Raw genomic sequence first — 18357 nt, 5'->3', positions numbered from 1 at the left:
AAGCGGTGTTTTTATCGTTTCTTTTTCATAATAAAGCTCATATGTCTTCCGCATCCTTTATCTTCGCGGTAAGAAAATCCATGGGTATCTAGATAGGTGCATGTAGGGTCAATCGTAATGTGTGAAGAAGGGATACCGGCAAGCTCACATTGTTTCTTGACAGTTTTTTGATTATCAATATGATATTTCTTCGTTTCTTCCTTATAGTATATAAATTCATCTGCATAACCTAAGGCCTTAAACTTCTCGTATACGTCAAAGTCAACCTCAAACTTTTGCTGACTTAATGCGGGACCGATATAGACATGAAATGAGGAAGGGTCATTCTCCTCCACCATAATCAATTGTTGCAAAAGCTTAGGTGTCACTTCCTTCACGGTCCCTTGCCAGCCTGAATGGATGGCAGCAATTACGCCGCTTTTTTCATTATATAAAAGGACGGGTACACAATCGGCAGAAAATGAAGTAAGGGCAATCCCCTTTTCATACGTATACAATGCATCTGTATCTGCAATGGCATTATTGAGTGTAAAGGCACCTCTTCCACAATCCGCTTTTGTTACCTTATAAAAGTTAGCACTATGAGTTTGGTTCGCACATACAAAGTCACTGAGTTCGCAGTCAAGTTCCGCAGCCAGCTGTTCGCGATTTTTGATTACGGTTTCTGGATTTTCACAAACATGAAGCGCCATATTGTTTAATTCCCCCACGGCTGTCTCCTTCATCGTCGTTCCAGCAATGAAATCCTCACTATTCATATAATACTTCATTGTTTCCTCCTATTATTGTGCTTTTCTTAATACAAAAGCATATAAAATGCGTCCTTCCTCAGTATGACATAAGGGCCTTAGCATAATCCATCTTCCATCCTTTCTTTTAGATTAAATACTGCCGATTCTATTATTATTTAAAGAAAAATATAGGGGATATAAAATAAAAAACATGAAATTTATTCCTATTTCTTTTTATGTTACAAAAATATTTCAAGAGAAACCTGTTTATTTTAGGATAGGACCTTTCTAATGTGACAAATGTAACGATTTTGTAATGATCCTACCAAATTTTCGATAGTGATTTAGTCTAGGAGTTTCAGTTATGATGGGTGCATACCAAAAAGAAAGGATGATTTACATGTTTAAAAAAGTAGCTATGGTAGCAGCTCTTACATTATCAATTGCATTACCGATTTCCGCTTCAGCGGCATCTTCAACATATACAGTAGTAAAAGGCGACACTCTCTGGAAAATTGCTTCAAAAAACCAAGTAGGCCTTTCAGAGTTAATTTCTTTAAACCCAAATCTAGCAAATCCGGATTTAATTTATCCAGGTCAAAAGATTGTGATTGCTGAAAATGCACAGGCAAGTGTAGAAGAGGAAGTTGTACGTCTTGTGAACGTAGAACGTGCAAAAGCAGGATTATCTCCACTTAAAATCGATTGGGAGCTTTCTCGTGTAGCAAAATATAAATCACAAGATATGCATGATAAAAACTACTTCAGTCATACAAGCCCAACTTATGGATCACCATTTGATATGATGAAACACTTCGGTATCTCATATACAGCAGCAGGTGAAAATATCGCCAAAGGTCAAAAATCAGCTGCACAAGTGGTACAGGCTTGGATGAACAGTGAAGGCCACCGTGCAAATATCATGAGCTCTAAATATTCACACATTGGTGTAGGATATGTAGCTGACGGCAACTATTGGACACAAATGTTCATTAAAAAATAAGTCTTTATGGGACTTTTAATATCACGATGAGATAATAGAAAACCCTCGCATTGGACTTACCCCTGTCAAGTAGACAGCTTTAAAAAAGACTAAGCAGCCATCTGGTGTCGATATTCTATCGGTGCCAGGTGGTTGAGTCGTTTTTGGAAGCGTTGGAAGTTATAAAAGTAGATGTATTGTTCAACGGCTTGTCTCACTGCTTCTTCCGTATTATCGTGTAAAAGATATAAACACTCGCTTTTAAAGTGCGAGAAGAACGACTCGATACAAGCGTTATCATGGCAGTTTCCTTTGCGAGAATGACTGCCAATCATGCCAAGTTGACCTACGGTCTGATGATACTTAATCGATGTGTATTGGAAGCCCTGATCCGAATGGATGATGCTTCGGTACACCTTTCTTTTTGCCGTCAATTCCTGTAGTGTGTTCATGACTAATTCTAAATCGTTACGCTCACTAATTTTCCAGGCGACAATTTCGTTGTTATATAAATCTTGTACAGCTGATAGGTAGAGAAAACCATTTTTCGTCGGTAAATACGTAATATCTGTCACGAGCACCTCATTTTCTACACGCTCTTTAAAATTACGCGCCAGCACATTATCAAATACACGCGATAGTCGATTCCCCCATATACGATGCTTTTTACGGATAATCGATTGAATACCCAGCTCACTCATTAATCGATAGACCTTCTTATGATTCACATGAAATCCTTTGTCCCGTAAAGCGATTTTCATACGAGGATAACCATACATTTTATGCGTTTGATGAATCCCTAAAATATGCTCCTTTAAAAGGATATCATCACGTTTACGTAACGATACCTTGCCATTTTTAAGCCATCTATAATAACCTGAACGTTCAACTTTCGCCATTTCAGTGAGCCATGTAATCGGATACCGATCTTTCATTTCTTCGATAATATGATAACGGTCTGGATAAGTGGGCATTCCTCCATTTACAGATTTGGATACTGCTTTTTTAAGTATTCTACCTGTGCCTTATAGTAATCACGTTCTTCTTCTACAGTTTTAAAGTGGGTACGTTTTCCTTTTAACGGATTCTTCACACCTTTCGCTCCAGAACCCGTAGATGGAAGGCGATTAAAGGCTTCAATTGATTCAACTTCTTTAAATTTTTTCACCCAGGCCTTCACTTGTGAAACATTGCGAATTTCATATCGATCCGCAATCTTTTGCATACTTTCATTGCTCGTTAAATAGGCTTGTACAATTTCTAACTTCAATTCATTTGAATACGTATTATTTTTTCGCGACATAGAGAAAATCCCCTTTAAGTAAAATGTTTATCTACAGCGTACTGTAGGTTTTTTAACATTGTCTACTTAAAGGGGATAATATCACATGCGAGGGTTTTTTATTATAATAAGGTATTTTTTATTAATGTGTGTAGTTATCGAAATAGCCTTGAATATAAATCATAGGTGTTCCTTTATCACCTGAACCTGAAGTTAGATCGGATAAAGAACCAATCAGGTCTGTTAGTTGACGAGGAGTTGTACCCTGTGCCTCCATCGCCCCAACAAGGTCTTCATTTTTGTTTTTTATATGTTCGGAAATGGCCTTCTTTAACTCTTCGCCGCGTAAATGTGAGAAATTGTTATCTGCCAAATACTTCAGCTTTACTTCATTTGGTGTTCCACCAAGTCCTGCAGTAAATGCAGGGGAAACAACTGGATCAGCAAGTTCCCAAATCTTCCCTACAGGGTCCTTAAAAGCTCCATCGCCATAAATCATAACTTCAATATTTTTCCCAGTTGCAGCCTTTAATTTTTCAGCAATCCCATCTACAATTGGCTGACATGTATGAGGGAATAACTTTACAGTTTCTTCTGTTGCCTTATTTGAGCCAAGGAGGCCATATTCAGCGTTAAATCCTGAACCATTGAGCGGGGCAGATAAAATATTATCTAAGCTATAGACTGTTGTGGCACCAGCAGCGGTTACAAGACGTTTTGTACGGAAACGTGAATGAATGTCACAAGCCAGTACGGAAGTTGTATAATCTACGATTACTTTTGGATTGTTAGAGAAAATGACTTCTATTTCAGCGTCTTCAGCAGTAACCAATTCCTTGTAGTATTCGATATAATCGACCCCTGTAAAAGTATGCTTTTTACTGCCGAAGTGTGTTCGAAACTCAGCTTCTGTTAATGTATCTGTCCACGGGTTGACGCCTTTTACGTCAAGCTCGTCAATATCAACAAGATGATTGCCGACTTCATCAGAAGGGTAGCTTAACATTAATACAATTTTTTTTGCTCCGCGTGCGATACCGCGCAGCACGTTCGCAAAGCGGTTGCGTGATAGAATCGGAAAAATGACCCCTACCGTATCATCGCCAAACTTCGATTTCACATCAGCAGCAATATGGTCAAGAGATGCATAATTCCCTTGGGCACGTGCTACAATTGATTCAGTAACTGTAATGATATCGCGGTCTTGAATTTCGTATCCCTCTATTTTTGCTGAGTTTAAAACTGTATCAACCACAATTTGTTCAATATCATCGCCTTCATGGATGATTGGTCCACGAAGACCTCGTACTACCGTTCCTACTACACGTTCCACTACAATCTCTCCCATTCCGTAAATAAAGTTGATTTATTTTATTTAACACAAGCTGTACTATACATTCTTCTCATGATATAAGTAAAATTAATATTTTTAATATGTAGTATAAGGAGCACTTATATGATTGGAAAACTTGATTTATATCGTATATTTCACATCGTTTGTAAAAGTAATAGTTTTTCCAAAGCCGCTCAATCGCTTTATATGACACAGCCGGCTATCAGCCAAGCTATGGCCCAGTTGGAGAAGGAACTCGGCACATATCTTTTTTACCGGACACCTAAAGGGGTGACATTGACGAGTGAAGGAGAGCTTTTACACGATTATGTCAAGTCAGCAATTGGTATACTCGAAGCAGGAGAAGGGAAGATGCTGGAGTTCCAAAACCTTACGACCGGACAGCTTCGCATTGGAGTCGGTGATACGATTTCCCGCTATTATCTACTGCCAACTCTCGAAGCGTTCTCTAAAAAGTATCCTGGTATCAAATTAAAGGTGCTAAACGGTACTACTAGCGAGATTGTTGCGTATATTAAAGCGGGAGAAGCGGAACTCGGCATCTGTAATTTACCTATTAAAGATGAACAGCTGCATGTTAATTCCTGCAAGGAAATACACGATGTTTTTGTATGTGGAGAAAAGTATAAAAACATGGCACGATATCCAGTCAATCTGGACTTTCTGATGAAAATGCCATTGATTTTTTTAGAGAGAAAGGCGAATTCCAGGAAGTATGTGGAGGACTATTTAAAAGATCAAGGGTTTTCTATTTCTCCGGAATTTGAATTAGGATCACATGATCTATTATTAGAATTTGCAAAAATAAATTTAGGAATTGCTTGTGTAATAAAGGAATTCTCTGAGGACTATTTGGAGCGAGGCCTTGTTCATGAAATTAAACTACAGCAGCCCATTCCTATGCGGAGTATTGGGATTTGCCACTTGAAATCAGTACCTTTATCAAGAGCTGCTGAAAAATTCATCCAACTCATCTATTCCTGATAGTTTACTTTATTCATAATAAGAAAGAGACTTTTCTATCTATAGCCTGCCTGGAAGGTATCAAACAAACGATATGTTGAGAGAAAGGTGATATGAAGATGCAAATAAAAAAATTGACTGACTGTACACCAAGTGAAATGGTGAGGGCTTGGAATCGAGGATTCAATGGTTATGCTGTCAATCTTGAGATGGATGAAATGATGTTTTTAAACCGGCTTGTTACAGAAGAGTTATCACCCGAACATTCAATCGTTGCCTTCATAAAAGATGAGCCTGTTGGTATTATTATGAACGGATTTCGGGTGCGGGAGGGGCAGTCCATTGCTTGGAATGGAGGAACAGCTGTTGCTCCTGAATATCGGGGGAGTGGCATTATTCATCAGTTAATGGAAAGGACAATAGCTATCTATGAACAAGAAAAAGTTGAAATAGCTACCTTGGAAGCGATTAAGAGTAATGAAACGGCCATTAAGCTTTATAAGAAATACGGTTATACAGTGGTAGAGAATCTTGTGTTTTTATTAGGGAAACAAAAAGGTGCAAAGCCTTTAGAGTACGAAGTCTGCCAACCGGAGGAACTTATTTCCTTGTCTGGCTATCAGGAACGAGTTGTCTGGCAATGTCAGCCTGCCAGTATCAAACATGGAGAGGCCTATGTATTTAAGATAGATGAAAAAGTGGTCGGCTATTCTCTTTTCCGGAGAGTATGGGATGAAGCTAAAAAGCTAAGCCGTGTGAATATTTATCAGCTAAAATTACTGGCAGACAACGCCGAATACATTCCACGTATGTTGGCTGCAATAGGGGAAAAGGATACGCCGGTAATGTTGGTGAACTTTATAAAAAATGACGCGGTAACTCGTTATTTATTAGAACAGGATTTTACAGTGACAGCAGAACAGGTGTGGATGGAAAAAAGAATGTAAGAAAGCAGAGGGAGCTTGCCAATTGAAATTTTCTAGGCAGCTCTTATTTCTTTGCGAAAGGGTCGAAGAGATATTGACCTCGAAATGTTGAAGTAGATCACCCAAGTTGCCAAAGAGCTTGAATAGGTAAAGGGAGTTTTAATGGCGCTAAATTCCAAATATAAAAATACTATATTTGTAAAATATACCTCGTTTTGATAAAATTTAATAAATATTCAGACTAAGGGGTGTTGGGAATGGCCAGCAGTAAACATACAGAAGCAGTCCGAATCAATGAGGAAGCATTATGGGCTTTTTTGCAAAATAAAAGCGAGTGGGCTCAGTTAGTGCCAGGTTACTTGCATCATGAGCTGCCGACAGAGGAAGAAATGATCTGGGTGTTCAAAGGGGATTTTGGTATTGTAGAAAAGGCAGTAAAACTCCAGCTGAAGGTAAAAGAAGTGCTAGAGGGGAAGAGGATTTCTTTTGATTTAGTAGGTTTATCAGATAACATAGAAGGTGAAGGCTATTTTGAAATGGAGCCAGCCGAATCCGGGAGCTATCATCTAAGTGGGCATCTAAATATGAAAGCTGGCGGTTTTTTAGCATCAATGATCAATCCTGTACTTGAAAAATTTGTTCCGCAAACAATTGAAAAGCATGTGAAATCTATGGCGCAGCACGTTTCTCAGGCTGCTGTATAATAGAAGGGCGGCTCAGAATTGCTGAGCCGCCTTTCATCATTTTTTATGAAGGCTATTGGTCAATCCATATAATGATAACAGGGAAGGAGTAGTGCATGAAAGAACAGCATTTTGAGAAGTTATTGAATATCCAGACAGCAGGGTACCAGCTCGGTTATCCGAAATCCTCTCTTTACCACCGTTATGAACCAACACCGTATGAGGCGCTGGAACAGCTATTTGAAAGTTATGAGCTGCCGGAACATGCGACAGTGGTGGATTTTGGATGTGGGAAAGGGAGGGTGCCTATTTATTTACATCATGCTTTTCAAGTACCGACAATTGGTATTGAAATGGATTATAAATTTTTCCTGGAGGCCCTGAACAATCGAGAAAAGTACCTTCATAAGGCAAGGAAGCGGCTTATTCCCATTACCTTTCTCAATATGCTGGCTGAGGATTATGAAGTGACAGTAAGGGATAACGTATTCTTCTTTTTTAATCCTTTTTCAATCCAGATTTTCCGCAAAGTTTTAATGAACATTTTATTATCCTTTGAACAGCAGCCGCGTGAAATACATCTTCTACTCTACTATCCGTCGCCAGATTATTTGCAGTACCTGCAGTACGAAACAAGCTTTGACTTACTAAAAGAAGTAAGGTTACGCGGCCATAAAAATGAAAATGAACGAATCTGTGTCTTCAGGCTGGACTGGTAGGTGGAATCGAAATGAAACAGACAGCATATACGTTTTGGGCTGGTACTATCGCAGGAGTTGCACTAGGACTCCTGCTGAAGCTTGCGCAGCAGATAACAGGATATAAGGTATATACACTATTACTCAATATTGACTACATCCCGGTGTTTGGTTCCTTTTATATAACGGAGTTTTGGGAATTCGCCCTTCACCTTATCGTTGCTGTACTGCTGGCATTTCTATTGATGGAAATAGCAATCCGTCGTCAAGTGAGTGCACGGGCATTTATTGTATTATGTATAGGATTAAATACCACTATAGCAATTTGTTATTACCCATTAACTAATTTATCGGAAAAGACACCTCCCCTAACTTCGCTACCTGCATTTGTTATTTGGATAGGAGCCCATGTACTTTACGGGTTATTACTAGGTTTTATATTGAGAAAAAGCCCCTTCTTTTATTTTAAAGAAACTGAAAAATCAGACTAGACGAATCCGTTAGGATGATTTACAATACAAAAGTCTTAATTATCAAAAATATTAGTATAGATAATTAATTTAGAATATTCATATAAGTTATTGTGAATGGTATTTTCTTCATGTATAATTATCAGAAATATCTAATATTTGAATTTGATTTCATTGGGGGAGAATGAATATGAAACATTCAAAAATGAAAAAGTTCGCATCAATCTTTATGGCAACGACGGTTCTTGCCGGGGTATTAGCCGGGTGTGGGGACACAGAGAATAGCGGTTCATCAAATGGGGGAAGCGGCTCTTCAGGTGACACGATTAAAATTGGAGGAAACCTTGAGCTTTCCGGGGCAGTAGCTTCGTACGGCTCATCAATCAATGATGGAGCCAAATTGGCCATTGCTGAGATCAATGAAGCTGGCGGTATCAATGGTAAAAAAATCGATTACATTGCAGTAGATAATAAATCAGATAACGCAGAGGCGGTTACAGCGGGAATCCGTCTTGCCGAGCAAGAAAAGGTAGTAGCGATGCTTGGGCCGGCCACTTCAGGTAATGCAACAGCGACAGTACAGACGGCTAGTCAATTCAAGGTGCCAATGGTGACTGCATCAGGTACAGCGGAGACAGTGACAGTAGATAAAGACGGGAATGTAAATGACTACGCTTTCCGTACATGCTTCATTGATCCGTTCCAAGGAATTGTAGCAGCGAACTTTGCGACAGAGGAGCTAAAGGCTAAAAATGTAGCCATTTATATGGATTCTACATCAGACTACGCTAAAGGTTTAGCAGCATCCTTTAAAAAGCAAATTGAAGAAAACGGCGGCACGGTAGTAAAAGAAGAAGCCTATGTAACGGATGATGTGGATTTCAAATCAACATTAACGAATATTAAATCATCGAATCCTGATTTCGTCTTCATTCCAGGATACTACGAAGAGGTAGGGCTCATCGTCAAGCAAGCTCGTGAATTAGGAATCGACGTTCCGCTAATGGGCGCTGATGGCTGGGATTCACCGACACTTGTAGAGTTAGCAGGTGCGGATGCCCTAAATAATACGTTTATCACAAATCACTATTCTTCTGGAGACCCTGATCCAAAAATCCAAGACTTTGTATCAGCATTTGAAGAAGAGTACAGCAAACAGCCAAATGCATTCCATGCGCTTGGATATGATACGATTTACTATTTAAAAGATGCAATCGAGCGTGCGGGTGAGGAAGTGACAGGAGAAACGATCCAAAAGGCGTTGGCAGAGACAAAAGACTTAAGCTTAATTACAGGTACATTTACTGTAGATGAAAAACATAACCCAGTTAAATCAGCAACAGTTCTAGAGTTCGTAGACGGCAATCAAGAGTTCAAATCAAAAGTGAATCCTTAATGCACCATTCTAGGGGGGCTCGATATGCCTCCCTTTTTTCCCTTTTAAATGAGAACTTTTTCGTGCTAGTTAAACATAGTAATGGATAAAGGAGTGAATCAAAATGGAATGGATACAACAGCTTGTGAATGGTGTTTCACTAGGCAGTATCTATGCGCTAATTGCCCTCGGATATACGATGGTGTACGGCATTATTAAGCTGATCAACTTCGCACATGGTGATGTTTTCATGCTTGGTGCCTTTATTGGCTTTTACGCAATTGCACGCTGGGATATGCATTTTATTCCGGCCTTAATTTTAGCAATGATTCTTTGTGCTGTCATTGGCGTTATTATTGAACGTGTCGCATATAAGCGTCTGCGGAGTGCTACACGGATTGCGGCATTGATTACAGCAATCGGTGTCTCACTGTTGATTGAATATACAGTGATTTTCTTCCGGGGCGCGTCACCAGAGGCCTATCCAACAGTTATTGAAAATACGAAAATTGAAATTTTAGGCGCACAGATCAGCGTGCAGGCAATTATTATTTTAGTTATTTCACTTGTATTAATGCTATTGCTGCAATTTATCGTGCATCAGACGAAAATCGGAAAAGCAATGCGTGCAGTATCTCATGATGCAGATGCAGCACGTTTAATGGGTATTAATGTGGATAATACGATCTCTGCTACATTCGCTATTGGTTCTGCTTTAGCTGGTGCTGCGGGCGTTATCTTCGGCATCTATTATACGCGCATTGAGCCTTTGATGGGCGTATTGCCAGGCTTGAAGGCCTTTGTTGCAGCCGTTCTAGGCGGTATCGGGATCATACCGGGCGCGATGGTCGGTGGTCTCTTACTTGGTGTAGTAGAAACAGTGGTTAGTGCCTTAGGTTATTCATTATGGCGTGATGCAGCGGCCTTCGTTATCTTAATTTTAATTTTAATTTTACGACCAGCGGGCATTTTCGGTAAAAATGCGCGCGAGAAAGTGTAGGTGGGGAGCGTATGAAAAAATCGAAAATTTTCTGGGGCTACATGGCTCTTGCGCTAGTAATCTATGCAGTCGTACAAGTGCTAATTAATAATGGCATTGTAACTTTCTATTATCAAAACATGTTAATTACAATGTGTATCAATATTATGCTTGCGGTCAGCCTACATATCATTCTTGGTATTACCGGCCAGTTTTCCATTGGTCATGCCGGTTTTATGGCAGTGGGAGCCTATGTTTCTGCTATCTGTACAATGCAGCTGGAACTGCCATTCGTAACAGGGATTTTACTGGGTGCCATTGTGGCGGCGTTAGCCGGCTTATTAGTAGGGATTCCAACACTTCGCCTTAAGGGTGATTATCTGGCGATTGCCACACTTGGCTTTGCAGAAATCATCCGAATCATTTTCTTAAACATTGAATATGTTGGCGGTGCAGCCGGCATGCAGATTACGCATCAAACGAACTGGACCTATGCTTTCTTTGGTGTAGTTGTCACAATCTTAATCATCTCGAACTTTACAAATTCCCGTCATGGACGTGCGTGTATTTCTATTAGAGAAGATGAGATTGCTGCTGATGCAATGGGTATCAATACGACTTACTATAAAGTAGTGGCATTTGCAATTGGTTCATTTTTTGCCGGGGTTGCAGGAGCTATTTATGCCCATAACTTTTACATTATCCAACCAACAACATTTGGATTCTTAAAATCATTTGATATTTTAATCTTTGTTGTACTAGGTGGACTAGGCAGCCTTTCCGGGTCGGTTCTTGCCGCCATTTTACTGACAATTGTAACAACTTATCTCCAAGGATTCCCTGAAACAAGGATGATCATCTATTCACTTGTATTAATCCTGGTAATGCTATACCGCCCATCTGGTCTCCTTGGTACAAAAGAAGTAACGGATTTATTCAAGTTTGGTAAAAGAGGGGGGTCTAAGGCATGAGTGAGACTCTTTTAAAAGTAGATAGTTTAGGAATTACATTTGGCGGATTGAAGGCCGTTCAAAAGGTAGATATGTATATGAATCAGGGGGAGCTCATCGGGCTGATTGGACCGAATGGTGCTGGGAAGACAACAACCTTCAATATGCTGACAGGCGTTTATACACCAACTGAGGGAAAGATTACGTTCAATGGAAAATCGATTGGCGGTCTAGATCCTTATAAAGTGACAAGAGGCGGCATTAGCCGGACGTTCCAAAACATTCGTCTTTTTAAAGAGCTGTCCGTTCTCGACAATGTAAAGGTAGCAAACCATGGTTTAGCTAAACACAATCTGATCTCAAGTATCTTCCGTCTGCCTAGTCATTTTAAGGGCGAGTCAAAAATGGAAGAGGAGTCACTTGCCTTCCTAAAAATATTTGGGCTTGACGTATATAAGAATGAACTGGCAAAAAATTTACCATATGGAATGCAGCGAAGGTTAGAAATTGCTCGTGCTCTTGCAGCAGGACCGAAGCTATTATTGTTAGATGAGCCTGCAGCCGGGATGAACCCACAGGAAACACATGATTTGATGGAGCTAATTGCCTTCATACGTAAGGAATTTAACTTGACAATTTTACTGATCGAACATGACATGCACCTTGTTATGGGGATTTGTGAACGTATTTACGTGCTGGACCATGGACAGCTGATTGCGGAAGGATCTCCTGCAGAAATTCGTTCAAATCCAAAAGTAATCGAGGCGTACTTGGGTGAGGAGGTTACAGAATAATGCTAAAGATTAATGATATTGATGTATACTACGGCAATATTCAAGCACTACGCGGCATCTCCTTAGAGGTAAATGAGGGCGAAATTGTTACATTGATTGGTGCAAATGGTGCAGGGAAGAGCACGTTACTAAAAACGATTTCAGGACTGCTAAAACCAAAAAAAGGATCCATTGAATATTTAGGAACCGGTATCGATGGGAAACCGGCACAAACAATTGTAAAAGCCGGTATTTCTCATGTACCGGAAGGACGCCGTGTGTTTGCGAACATGACGGTAGAAGAAAATTTGGAGCTTGGAGCGTATTTACGAAAAGACCGTGATGGCATTAAAAAGGACATGGAGCATGTGTATGAATTATTCCCACGTCTCTATGAACGCCGCAAGCAATTATCAGGTACGCTATCGGGCGGTGAGCAGCAGATGCTGGCAATGGGCCGGGCACTTATGTCAAAACCAAAGCTTATCATCCTGGATGAACCATCCATGGGACTTGCCCCGCTTATGGTTAAAAATATCTTCAACATTATTGAGATGGTTAATAAGGAAGGCGTAACTGTATTGTTAGTAGAACAAAATGCCAATATGGCATTATCTGTAGCGCACCGTGCTTATGTACTTGAAACGGGTAATATTGTTCTTTCAGGTACAGCTGCGGAATTGCAGGAAAGTGAAGAAGTAAAGGCTGCTTACCTAGGCGGACTTTAGCGGAAAGAGGATGGATTCCAATTCTTTTGGAATTCATTCTTTTTTGATATAGTGAGGCGAAAGGAGTGATTGAGGTGCTATTTAATGCAGATTACTATATTCAGAAACTAAACTTACAACCACATGCTGAAGGTGGGTTTTATACATCTACCTTTACAGGGGAAGCGAATGTATCAACTCCAGCGGGTGATCGACCTGGTTATACAAGCATCTACTTTTTGCTGCGCTCTGCCGACATCTCCCACTTTCATCGCCTACAATCAGATGAACTTTGGTATTATCATGGCGGAAGTCCATTAACAGTCCATATGATTCATAAAGATGGAACATACGAGGCGAGAAAACTAGGCTTAAATGCTGGTAACGGGGAAGCGCCGCAAATATTAGTACCGAAGCATACGATTTTTGGCTCCTCTGTCGAGGAAGCTGATTCTTTTAGTCTAGTAGGGTGCATGGTATCCCCAGGCTTTGACTATGCGGATTTTGAATTGTTCGCCCAAGCAGAGTTGCTGGAGAAGTACCCGCAGCATGAGGCTATTATACGTAAAATGGCGTATGAAAAATTAGATTAGGAAAAAAATTATTGAGAGCCGTCTGAAAAGTACTTTTAAGACGCTTTCTTGCTGACATCTTTTAGGTATGAGCATGGCAGTAGCAAATATTTTAATGAGAAATAAAGAGGCTGTCCAGCGAGTAAGCTTTTCTGGACAGCTGCATTCAAAAAATTGAACTATTGATTTTCAAGTTGTAAAAATAACTCGCCGCTTCTCCTTTTCTTACCAAAGGATCGTTTCTGGATATTTGACAGCTAGATTGAGTTCGTGGACAGCATGTTTTGTAAAGCTTGCTGTGGTCATAAGCTGTTCCTTCAATGCTATGTAACTATCATCCTCCCGTAATAGCCTCAAAGCATAAGCGGACATATGACTTTTCCGCTCCTCAACAGATAAATGAAGGTACTCGATATTTAATAAATCTACGTACTGAGTTGCATAGCGGAAATAGAAAGGCTGCTTGGCATGCAGCATTTGAAGAAAAACGGTATAGTGTTCTTCTTCCAATAATTCCTCCAAAGTGGCGGCCACTGTTGCTTGAAATTTGCGGACCGTAGCGACATGGATATTCCATATCGACGGGTTAATCATTTCCTGATGGAGACGGACAAAATCATTGAGCGCTATTGCTGTGAAAATAAGTTCGGGCACCAAAACTTCCACAGAGAAATAAACGTTTTTCTTTGGAGCAAGAATTTCCTTTTCCTTTTCAAGGCCTTTATGAATTCCATTTGTCACAAACTCTATATTGCGCTCCCCTTTAGTCGCATTACGGAGCTCCAGACATACATGCAGAATACGGTTTCGGGCACCTTGAAAGTCAAAGTAGCGGTTTTCATCGCCTGTCACTTCGTAAATAGCCGTTAATAATGAATCGATGTCCCAATAGTCTCCGCTAATTCGAAAGCCAGCAAACCTTTCTGTTGGTTGAATTGTCAGCATACATAACCCTCCCCCTTTGCTACGTAAATTATTGCTTATAGTTCAGTAGTTTAAATAGCTCTGTCCGCTCCTTATCAGTTAGGTCACGCCATTGTCCAACCTTTAGGTTACCTAGATGAATGTTCATGATACGGATGCGTTGCAGGCGTCTAACCGAATAGCCAAGCGCTGAACACATGCGGCGGATTTGCCGGTTTAACCCCTGTTCTAAAATGATTTTAAATACATGGCTTGATATTTTCTCTACTTTACAAGGAAGTGTCTTTGTATCTAAAATCTCTACTCCGCTCGCCATTCTTTCGATGAACTGATCTGTAATCGGCTTGTCCACTTGGACAACATATTCCTTTTCATGATGATTTTCAGCCCGTAGAATTTCATTGACGATATCCCCGTCATTCGTCAAAAGAAGCAGGCCCTCTGATTCCTTATCGAGACGACCGATATGGAAGATACGAAGAGGATGGTTAACAAAATCCACAACATTTCCTTTAACATGTTTTTCAGTTGTACTTGTAATGCCAACTGGCTTGTTTAAGGCAATATAAACAAGCTGTTCTTCTCTCTGGACAGGTTTGCCGTCCACATATACCGCATCGCCGTCTTCCACCTTACTGCCTACTGTCGCTGTTTCACCATTGATTGTTACACGGCCTTCTTCAATCCACTTATCGGCTCCGCGGCGCGAGACGATACCCGTTTCTGCTAAAAATTTATTAATACGCATATTTTTCCACCTATTATCAGAATAGTTTCAGTATACAATATGAGAACTTTTTTATGTATTGAGAGCATTTATCTTCCTAAAAATATACCACAATAACATTATCAGTAAATTTAGAAAATTGATGCTTTTAAATTGAATTCATCACCTCTTTCTGACAATATAGTAAATAGAGATACCTTTTGTAGTTACATAGTATTGACAAGCATGAGCATACAAACGACATAGAGGTATTCAAAGAATAATTTTCGGCAAAGGGGAGAGTTTTCAATGGTTTATGCATTTCCGAACACAGATGGAGCATTAGTGAATTTCAAGGAGCGCTATGATAATTACATCGGTGGTAAATGGACACCACCAGTGAAAGGCCAGTACTTTGACAATGTCACACCGGTGACGGGGAAGGTCTTCACACAGGCAGCCCGCTCGACGGAAGAAGATATTGAATTGGCACTGGATGCAGCCCATGAAGCAAGAGAAGCATGGGGAAAAACATCGGCGACAGAGCGCAGTAACATTTTATTGAAAATTGCTGACCGGATCGAACAAAACCTCGAAATGCTGGCAGTGGCAGAGACATGGGATAATGGGAAAGCAGTCCGTGAAACACTGAATGCTGACCTGCCTTTAGCAATCGATCATTTCCGCTACTTTGCAGGTGCTATCCGTGCCCAGGAAGGCACACTCAGCCAAATTGATAACGATACAGTTGCCTACCATTTCCATGAACCAATTGGGGTAGTGGGGCAAATTATTCCTTGGAACTTCCCTCTATTAATGGCGGTGTGGAAGCTTGCTCCAGCACTTGCAGCAGGAAACTGCGTTGTACTGAAGCCAGCAGAACAAACGCCGGTATCCATCATGGTCTTGATGGAATTAATTGAAGATTTATTGCCTCCTGGGGTCATTAATATTGTCAATGGCTTTGGATTAGAAGCAGGAAAACCATTGGCACAAAACCCTCGAATCGGCAAAATTGCCTTTACGGGAGAGACGACAACTGGTCGCTTAATTATGCAATATGCATCGCAAAATCTCATCCCGGTTACACTTGAACTGGGAGGGAAGTCGCCAAATATTTTCTTTGAAGATATTATGGCGCAAGATGATGACTTTTTAGATAAGGCTGTAGAAGGCTTTGTATTATTTGCGCTTAACCAAGGGGAAGTATGTACTTGTCCGTCCCGTGCACTGATTCAGGAATCGATCTATGAAAAATTTATGGAGCGGGTACTAAAGCGTGTTGAAGAAATTCAGACGGGTAATCCGCTTGATCCGAGTACAATGATGGGTGCTCAGGCTTCGAGTGAACAGATGGAGAAAATTCTTTCTTATTTGGATATCGGCAAGCAGGAAGGCGCAGAATGCCTAATTGGAGGCGAGAGAAACAGCCTGGAGGGAGATTTGGCAGGCGGCTATTATATTAAACCGACAGTATTTAAAGGGAATAATAAAATGAGAATCTTCCAGGAGGAAATTTTCGGTCCCGTCGTATCGGTTACGACATTCAAAACGCAGGAAGAGGCACTTGAGATTGCAAACGATACATTATACGGTCTAGGCTCAGGGATTTGGACACGTGATATGAATACAGCTTATCGTTTTGGCCGTGAAATTCAAGCGGGGCGTGTCTGGACGAACTGCTATCACCAATACCCAGCCCATGCTGCATTCGGTGGATATAAAATGTCTGGTGTTGGACGTGAAAATCACAAAATGATGCTGAGCCACTACCAACAAACGAAAAACTTGCTTGTAAGCTACAACCCGAATAAATTAGGATTCTTCTAAAAGAGGGGAGGTGCGTGTGTGACGGAGCGAGTCATTGCAACGGACGCTGCACTTGAGCTAATTGATCTGTTAAGGGAACGTCATGGACCTATTATGTTCCATCAATCAGGGGGATGCTGTGACGGTTCCTCCCCGATGTGCTATCCAGAAGGCGACTTAATTCTTGGCAGCCAGGATGTTCTGCTTGGTGAAATTGGCGGAACCCCTTTCTATATGCATAAGAACCAATTCGATTATTGGAAGCATACACAGCTCATTATTGATGTAGTAGAAGGGCGAGGCGGTATGTTTTCGTTAGAAGGAGTGGAAGGAAAGCGTTTCCTGACAAGGTCGCGTGCTTTTACTCCAGCAGAATTAAAAGAGCTTTCAAGCTAATTAGACTTTGCGCCATTTTTGGCGCAAAGTTTTTTTTATTACTAGAAAAAGAAAAAGGCGTACAATAGGGTCGAGGAGTGAAGAAAATGCCTACACAGTTCATACAAATGCTGGAGCAGAACTATACGAAAGTATTCAATTATACAGGGGGACATCCCGACTTAAGAATCGTGGCTTCTCTAGCTGCTCAATATACGTATGCCGGCCGAACGTATAGCGGGGTAGAACATCAGACCGTTATGGATAAAATGACTTCTGGAGAACCAAAATTTCGCGTCTTTCGTCCGTGCAGCAACAATATGGGGTTACTTTATAAAGTAGCGGCCAATTTAGTATTGCAGGGAAACATGGAGGAAAATACCAAGGTGGTAGAAGAGAGAGATACACTGCTTGGAGAGCGTGGTTTTGTAAGGTCCCCATATAGGGTGATCAGCTCCTTCTTTGTGAAAGATAAAGCACATGCTGACCGGGCGAAAAGGCTATATGACGAAATGAACAAACATCATCCTATTTTGACGAGGAAGAGTGATTTTCCGCTTGCTGTTCTTGTAACGGCTGCAGAAGATGACAGTATTGTTCTACGTGCCCAGACGATGCATGACTATTTTAGTGCACTGCGTACAAGTGGGTTTAAGGCTGGGGACTCACTCCAAACGCTCACGCAGATTTTAACTTTATATGATGCGCACTTTCATAAAGAGCTTGCTGACTATGTGACGCAGCTTAAAATAGAACTAGAAAATAAGGGTATACATATAAAGAGACTTCATTATCCGTTTATCGGCATCCTTGCGCTGGCTGCAGCAGACGTACAGGTTGTCGAAGAGATAGTCATACTTGAGGGGCAGCTGCGGAAAACAAAAGCTCTGAAAGCGGTGAAGGAGCTGGCGTTAATTATTGCTATTCAAAAGCTAGTGAGGGATTATGGGGACGTACAGGAAGTAATTGATCCGCCTCGCTTTGCCATTTGGCAGGAAGTAATTGGCCTAGGTGATTTCTTTCTTTATTTACCAACAGGTGTTGCAGATGGCCTATCGGGCTTATTAGATATCGATTTAAATTTTTAACGGAGGTGCT

Annotated in this window: 21 protein-coding genes; 15 read left to right on the top strand and 6 right to left on the bottom strand. The window is 40.8% G+C overall.

The window, feature by feature from the left end:
• Window positions 1-11: 11 nt before the first annotated feature.
• Complete coding sequence (pgeF, locus tag AA0Y26_RS22115; protein ID WP_413364130.1) at window positions 12-770, bottom strand: peptidoglycan editing factor PgeF; 759 nt, start codon at window positions 768-770, stop codon at window positions 12-14.
• 361 nt (window positions 771-1131) lie between these two features.
• Between pgeF and safA the strand changes: the two genes are divergently transcribed.
• Window positions 1132-1734 carry a SafA/ExsA family spore coat assembly protein gene (safA, locus tag AA0Y26_RS22110; RefSeq protein ID WP_413368351.1) on the top strand — a complete coding sequence of 201 codons (603 nt, stop codon included), beginning with the start codon at window positions 1132-1134 and terminating at the stop codon, window positions 1732-1734.
• A gap of 89 nt (window positions 1735-1823) precedes the next feature.
• Here the strand turns inward: safA and AA0Y26_RS22105 are convergent, their stop codons facing one another.
• The 3 genes from AA0Y26_RS22105 to AA0Y26_RS22095 form a co-directional block, all read right to left on the bottom strand.
• Entirely contained in the window at window positions 1824-2687 is an 864-nt protein-coding gene (locus tag AA0Y26_RS22105) for an IS3 family transposase (protein WP_413364129.1), read from the bottom strand.
• A gap of 8 nt (window positions 2688-2695) precedes the next feature.
• On the bottom strand, window positions 2696-3016 hold the full coding sequence (locus AA0Y26_RS22100) for a transposase (RefSeq protein WP_413364128.1): 321 nt from the start codon (window positions 3014-3016) through the stop codon (window positions 2696-2698).
• Between the two features lie 121 nt (window positions 3017-3137).
• Window positions 3138-4328 (bottom strand): coenzyme F420-0:L-glutamate ligase, encoded by a 1191-nt coding sequence (locus tag AA0Y26_RS22095; protein WP_413364127.1) that lies wholly within the window; start codon window positions 4326-4328, stop codon window positions 3138-3140.
• 123 nt (window positions 4329-4451) lie between these two features.
• Here AA0Y26_RS22095 and AA0Y26_RS22090 point away from each other — a divergent pair, with 123 nt between their 5' ends.
• From AA0Y26_RS22090 to AA0Y26_RS22040, 11 genes are all read left to right on the top strand, one after another.
• Window positions 4452-5333 (top strand): LysR family transcriptional regulator, encoded by an 882-nt coding sequence (locus tag AA0Y26_RS22090; protein ID WP_413364126.1) that lies wholly within the window; start codon window positions 4452-4454, stop codon window positions 5331-5333.
• 98 nt (window positions 5334-5431) lie between these two features.
• Window positions 5432-6259, top strand: coding sequence for a GNAT family N-acetyltransferase (locus AA0Y26_RS22085; protein WP_413364125.1), 828 nt, complete (start codon window positions 5432-5434; stop codon window positions 6257-6259).
• Between the two features lie 236 nt (window positions 6260-6495).
• Window positions 6496-6942: a CoxG family protein gene (locus tag AA0Y26_RS22080; protein WP_413364124.1), complete on the top strand. Its 447-nt coding sequence runs from the start codon at window positions 6496-6498 to the stop codon at window positions 6940-6942.
• 95 nt (window positions 6943-7037) lie between these two features.
• The gene (locus AA0Y26_RS22075; protein ID WP_413364123.1) at window positions 7038-7640 is read left to right on the top strand and encodes a class I SAM-dependent methyltransferase; all 603 of its coding nucleotides are present in this window, start codon (window positions 7038-7040) and stop codon (window positions 7638-7640) included.
• Between the two features lie 11 nt (window positions 7641-7651).
• Entirely contained in the window at window positions 7652-8110 is a 459-nt protein-coding gene (locus tag AA0Y26_RS22070) for a hypothetical protein (protein ID WP_413364122.1), read from the top strand.
• A 169-nt stretch (window positions 8111-8279) separates the two neighbouring features.
• Window positions 8280-9485, top strand: a complete 1206-nt coding sequence (locus AA0Y26_RS22065; RefSeq protein ID WP_413364121.1) for an ABC transporter substrate-binding protein — start codon at window positions 8280-8282, stop codon at window positions 9483-9485.
• Between the two features lie 103 nt (window positions 9486-9588).
• On the top strand, window positions 9589-10464 hold the full coding sequence (locus AA0Y26_RS22060) for a branched-chain amino acid ABC transporter permease (RefSeq protein WP_413364120.1): 876 nt from the start codon (window positions 9589-9591) through the stop codon (window positions 10462-10464).
• A gap of 11 nt (window positions 10465-10475) precedes the next feature.
• Complete coding sequence (locus tag AA0Y26_RS22055; protein ID WP_413364119.1) at window positions 10476-11414, top strand: branched-chain amino acid ABC transporter permease; 939 nt, start codon at window positions 10476-10478, stop codon at window positions 11412-11414.
• Window positions 11411-12187: an ABC transporter ATP-binding protein gene (locus tag AA0Y26_RS22050; RefSeq protein WP_413364118.1), complete on the top strand. Its 777-nt coding sequence runs from the start codon at window positions 11411-11413 to the stop codon at window positions 12185-12187. Before AA0Y26_RS22055 ends, AA0Y26_RS22050 begins: the two co-directional genes overlap by 4 nt.
• Window positions 12187-12894, top strand: coding sequence for an ABC transporter ATP-binding protein (locus tag AA0Y26_RS22045; protein WP_413364117.1), 708 nt, complete (start codon window positions 12187-12189; stop codon window positions 12892-12894). The genes AA0Y26_RS22050 and AA0Y26_RS22045 overlap by 1 nt, the downstream gene beginning before the upstream one ends.
• 74 nt (window positions 12895-12968) lie before the next feature.
• Window positions 12969-13466, top strand: coding sequence for a cupin domain-containing protein (locus tag AA0Y26_RS22040; protein ID WP_413364116.1), 498 nt, complete (start codon window positions 12969-12971; stop codon window positions 13464-13466).
• A 204-nt stretch (window positions 13467-13670) separates the two neighbouring features.
• On the opposite strand, the gene AA0Y26_RS22035 is transcribed toward AA0Y26_RS22040, so the two are convergent.
• Complete coding sequence (locus AA0Y26_RS22035; protein WP_413364115.1) at window positions 13671-14390, bottom strand: DUF6904 family protein; 720 nt, start codon at window positions 14388-14390, stop codon at window positions 13671-13673.
• A 28-nt stretch (window positions 14391-14418) separates the two neighbouring features.
• Window positions 14419-15117 (bottom strand): 23S rRNA pseudouridine(2604) synthase RluF, encoded by a 699-nt coding sequence (gene rluF / locus AA0Y26_RS22030; RefSeq protein WP_413364114.1) that lies wholly within the window; start codon window positions 15115-15117, stop codon window positions 14419-14421.
• Window positions 15118-15384: 267 nt separating this feature from the next.
• Here rluF and adh point away from each other — a divergent pair, with 267 nt between their 5' ends.
• The 3 genes from adh to AA0Y26_RS22015 all read left to right on the top strand — a co-directional run bounded on the left by adh (window position 15385) and on the right by AA0Y26_RS22015 (window position 18347).
• Window positions 15385-16905 (top strand): aldehyde dehydrogenase, encoded by a 1521-nt coding sequence (adh, locus tag AA0Y26_RS22025; protein WP_413364113.1) that lies wholly within the window; start codon window positions 15385-15387, stop codon window positions 16903-16905.
• Between the two features lie 18 nt (window positions 16906-16923).
• Window positions 16924-17280: a DUF779 domain-containing protein gene (locus AA0Y26_RS22020; RefSeq protein WP_413364112.1), complete on the top strand. Its 357-nt coding sequence runs from the start codon at window positions 16924-16926 to the stop codon at window positions 17278-17280.
• A gap of 86 nt (window positions 17281-17366) precedes the next feature.
• Window positions 17367-18347: a DUF4003 family protein gene (locus AA0Y26_RS22015; protein WP_413364111.1), complete on the top strand. Its 981-nt coding sequence runs from the start codon at window positions 17367-17369 to the stop codon at window positions 18345-18347.
• Window positions 18348-18357: the final 10 nt, after the last annotated feature.

The organism is Lysinibacillus canaveralius (assembly GCF_047301505.1).
Lineage (GTDB): Bacteria > Bacillota > Bacilli > Bacillales_A > Planococcaceae > Lysinibacillus_B.
This window is presented reverse-complemented; position numbering and strand designations above follow the sequence as displayed.